General features: G+C 63.2%; 3 protein-coding genes and 1 pseudogene. 3 read left to right on the top strand and 1 reads right to left on the bottom strand.

The features are described from left to right. Both WA943_RS01960 and WA943_RS01955 read left to right on the top strand, forming a co-directional pair. A pseudogene (locus WA943_RS01960) lies at positions 1-328 on the top strand (phosphotransferase family protein); the annotation flags it as partial. A gap of 31 nt (positions 329-359) precedes the next feature. After that, the gene (locus tag WA943_RS01955; protein WP_424468153.1) at positions 360-785 is read left to right on the top strand and encodes a GNAT family N-acetyltransferase; all 426 of its coding nucleotides are present in this window, start codon (positions 360-362) and stop codon (positions 783-785) included. A gap of 154 nt (positions 786-939) precedes the next feature. Here WA943_RS01955 and WA943_RS01950 read toward each other — a convergent pair whose 3' ends face one another. Beyond that, on the bottom strand, positions 940-2,094 hold the full coding sequence (locus tag WA943_RS01950) for a 6-phosphofructokinase (protein ID WP_424468152.1): 1,155 nt from the start codon (positions 2,092-2,094) through the stop codon (positions 940-942). An 86-nt stretch (positions 2,095-2,180) separates the two neighbouring features. On the opposite strand from WA943_RS01950, the gene WA943_RS01945 reads away from it, so the two are divergent. Next, complete coding sequence (locus WA943_RS01945; RefSeq protein ID WP_424468151.1) at positions 2,181-3,353, top strand: Gfo/Idh/MocA family protein; 1,173 nt, start codon at positions 2,181-2,183, stop codon at positions 3,351-3,353. Positions 3,354-3,476: the final 123 nt, after the last annotated feature.

Raw genomic sequence — 3,476 nt, 5'->3', positions numbered from 1 at the left:
CTATAGCTGCATGCAATGGGTGATGCCGGGTCAGGGCACGGGCGGCGGCACGGGATCGATTGCCACCGCCGATCTCAAGAGCCTCGGCATTCCGACGCTGGAGGAATACATCAAGATGTATTGCGAGCGCACGAACCGTTCGGGCATCGACAATCTCGACTTCTACTTCGCTTACAACTTCTTCCGCCTTGCAGGCATTCTGCAGGGCATTGCCGGTCGCGTGCGCGACGGCACGGCATCGAGCGAACACGCCAAGGCCATGGCGCAGAACGTCCGCCCTCTCGCGCTTGAGGCCTGGAAATATGCGCAGCGAGCGGGCGCCAAGTAAAAACAAGAACCACTAACAACGGGTCTGTAAAATGAGTTGGTTGCGTCACGGCTTTGAGATCAACACCGACAAGACGAAGCTGGATCGGGAGTCGATCTTGCGCATGCTGCGCGCGACCTATTGGGCGAGCGAGGTTCCACCTGCGGACCTGTGGGAAAGCATTCTCAACTCGCGCGCCTATGGCATGTATTCACCCGATGGCGAGCAGGCGGGATTTGCCCGCGTCGTCACCGATGTGACGCGATTTGCATGGCTGAGCGATGTTTATGTTCTGCCCGTGCATCGCGATCGCGGGCTTGGAAAATGGCTCATCGAAACGGTGATCAACGATCCCGCGCTTGCCAAGGTGCATCGCTTGCTGCTGAGCACGAATGACGCCCATGCGCTGTACAAGGAACATGGCTTCACGACGCTCGAGGGCGAGGAAGCCACGAAGATGATGACGCTGTTGCGGTGAGGCGGCTTCGTTTCACCCTGTGATGTCACCCCGGGATTTATTCCCGGGGGTCCACAGCTCTCCGCAATGCGTGAGGAAGATGCGTCCCGGGAACAAGTCCCGGGACGACACTGAGAGTGGATTGAATGTTTTTCGCTCGCCCCTCGCCTCCCCGTCAATTCAAGAACATCGGCTTGCCGCGCACATGGGCGATGCGGGGCCTGTACGCGTCCGTGTCGTAGAAGGCGGCGACGTCGACGCGCTTCTTGCCTGTGATGCAGGTGTCGGCGGGGACGGTCGTGTAGTTGCCGTCGCGCACCGCCGTCATCACGCCTGTCTTGCCGTCGGCGATCATCTGCACGGCCAGCGTGCCGCAGCTTTTGGCGACCATCTGGTCGAGCGCATCGGGCGCACCGGCGCGCATCAGATAGCCGAGCGACTGGCAGATCGTGTCGATGCCGGTTGTTCGCGTGATCTCCTGCCCGACCAGTTGGCCGATGCCGCCGAGGCGGCGGCGACCGTAGTCGTCCGCGTCGCCATGCTCGATCAGCGATCCGCCTTCCATCTTCGCGCCTTCGGACACAACGACCATCGCGTAGTTGGCCGGATTGCGGGCGCGGTCCGCGACGAGCATCTCCGAGAGGCGGTCGATGTTGAAGGGCACTTCGGCGATCAGCGCGCGATCGACATCGGCGAGGTAGCTTGAGAGCAGCGCCGTTTCGCCGGAATTGCGTCCGAAGAGTTCGACGACGGCGATGCGCTCGTGACTGCCGGTCGATGTGCGCAGTGAATTTATGTGCTCCACCGAACGCGAGACGGCGGTGGAAAAGCCGATGCAGTAATCGGTGCCGAAGACGTCATTGTCCATGGTCTTGGGGATCGAGATGATCTTCATGCCCTGCCGGTGCAGATGGGCGCTGAAGGTCAACGTGCCGTCGCCCCCTATCGTCACCATGACGTCGATGCCGAGATGTTCCATCACGCGCAGGATATGCGGCGTGCAATCGACCATGCCGTTGGCGTCGGGCTTGAACCTGCCTTTCAGAAATTGCGGCAATGCGTCTTCGGGCATGTTGCGCGGATTGGTGCGCGAAGTGTGAAGGACGGTGCCGCCCGTGCGGTCGATCGTTCGGACGCTTTCATGGTCGAGGCGCATCAACTGCTGTTCGCTGCCTTCGGGATCGTCGGGATTGTAATGCAGCGGACCTTGCCAGCCGCGGCGAAAGCCGACGACCTCCCAGCCGCGTTCGCCTGCACGCCATGTCACCGCCTTGATGCAGGGATTAAGTCCGGGCACGTCGCCGCCGCCGGTCAGGATTCCGATCCGCATACCGCCACTCCCTTTGGCCCATTCCCATTGGCTGACGCCTTGAGCTAGGCTCTCTTATAACAAACAACGCCAGTGCAAGTTCAATCATGACATCTCGACGCGAACTGACTATTGCGGTTGCGGGCCTCGGCCAGCGCCTCTCGGTGGTGATCCGCCATCTCGTGGCGGCGGCGCCGGGCGCGCGCCTTGTCGGCCATGTCGATCCTGAACCCTATGGCCTCGCCTCGCTGACGAAGCGCGGCATCGGCGCAGGGCCCGCCTACGGCGACGTCGAGACGATGCTGGCTGAAACGAAGCCCGATCTCTTCATGATCGGCTCGCCCAACCATCTGCATCTCGACCATATCAAGGCCGGGCTTGCGGCGGGTGTGCGCATCTTCACCGAAAAGCCCATTGTGCGCACGGAAGAGGAAACGTGGGAGCTTGCGCGGCTCTTGCGCGAGCATGGCGAAACTTCCGTTCTCGTCGGCCTCGTCATGCGCTCCTCGCCGCTGACGCGCGCGGTGGCCGCGCTTCTGGCGCAGGGCCGCGTCGGGCAGCTCATCAGCATGGAGGGCAATGAGCATCTGCATCCCGAGCATGGCGCGTTTCTGATGCGCGACTGGCGACGGCGCGAGGAATTCGGCGGCTCGTTCCTGCTCGACAAATGCTGCCACGACTTCGACATCTACCGCATGTTCATCGGCGCGCTGCCTGCCCGCGTTGCAAGCTTCGGCGGACGGACGATCTTCACGGCGGAAAATGAGGCGGCGCTTTCCGGCCAGCGTTATGGCGACGGCACGGCGGCCTATTCGGTCTGGCGGCCGGGCTGGAACACGGCGAACAAGACTTTCGGCTCGGATGCCGATGTGGCCGACCATCAGGTGGCGATTGTCGAATATGAAAACGGCGTGAGGCTGTCGTTTCACGCCAACACGCATGCGGGCCTGCCGCAGCGCCGCTGGCTGTTTGCCGGAACGGGCGGCGCGATCGAGGCGGATCTTGTCAGCGACCGCATCGCCGTGCGCGACGCGCTGGGCCTCGCCCCGGTCGAGAGCGTGCCGGTTGAAACGGGCGCGGGCGCGCATGAAGGCATGGACCCGGCGATGGGCCGCGACCTCGCCGCGCATCTGCTCGACGGCGCGGCGTTTCCGGTGAACGCCTATGACGCGATGGTTGCGGGGTTGACGGTGATGGCGGTCGATCGCGCCATGCGCGAGGGCACTGTGGTAGATTGCAGGGCGCTGTGGGCGCGGCTCGATCGGGAGCTGGGGCGGTAGAAGGCCCTCACCCTCCCACGCCTTCGGCGCGGGTCCCTCCCTCTCCCAGAGGGAGAGGGGCAAGAAGAGCGGGCTCGTACTTTCTAGCCCTCTCCCTCTGGGAGAGGGTTGGGTGAGGGTCTT

Origin of the sequence: Parvibaculum sp. (assembly GCF_049651025.1) — a bacterium.
Taxonomy (GTDB): Bacteria; Pseudomonadota; Alphaproteobacteria; order Parvibaculales; family Parvibaculaceae; genus Parvibaculum.
Note: the sequence above shows the minus strand (reverse complement) of the source record. Positions and strands in the feature narration are given on the sequence as shown.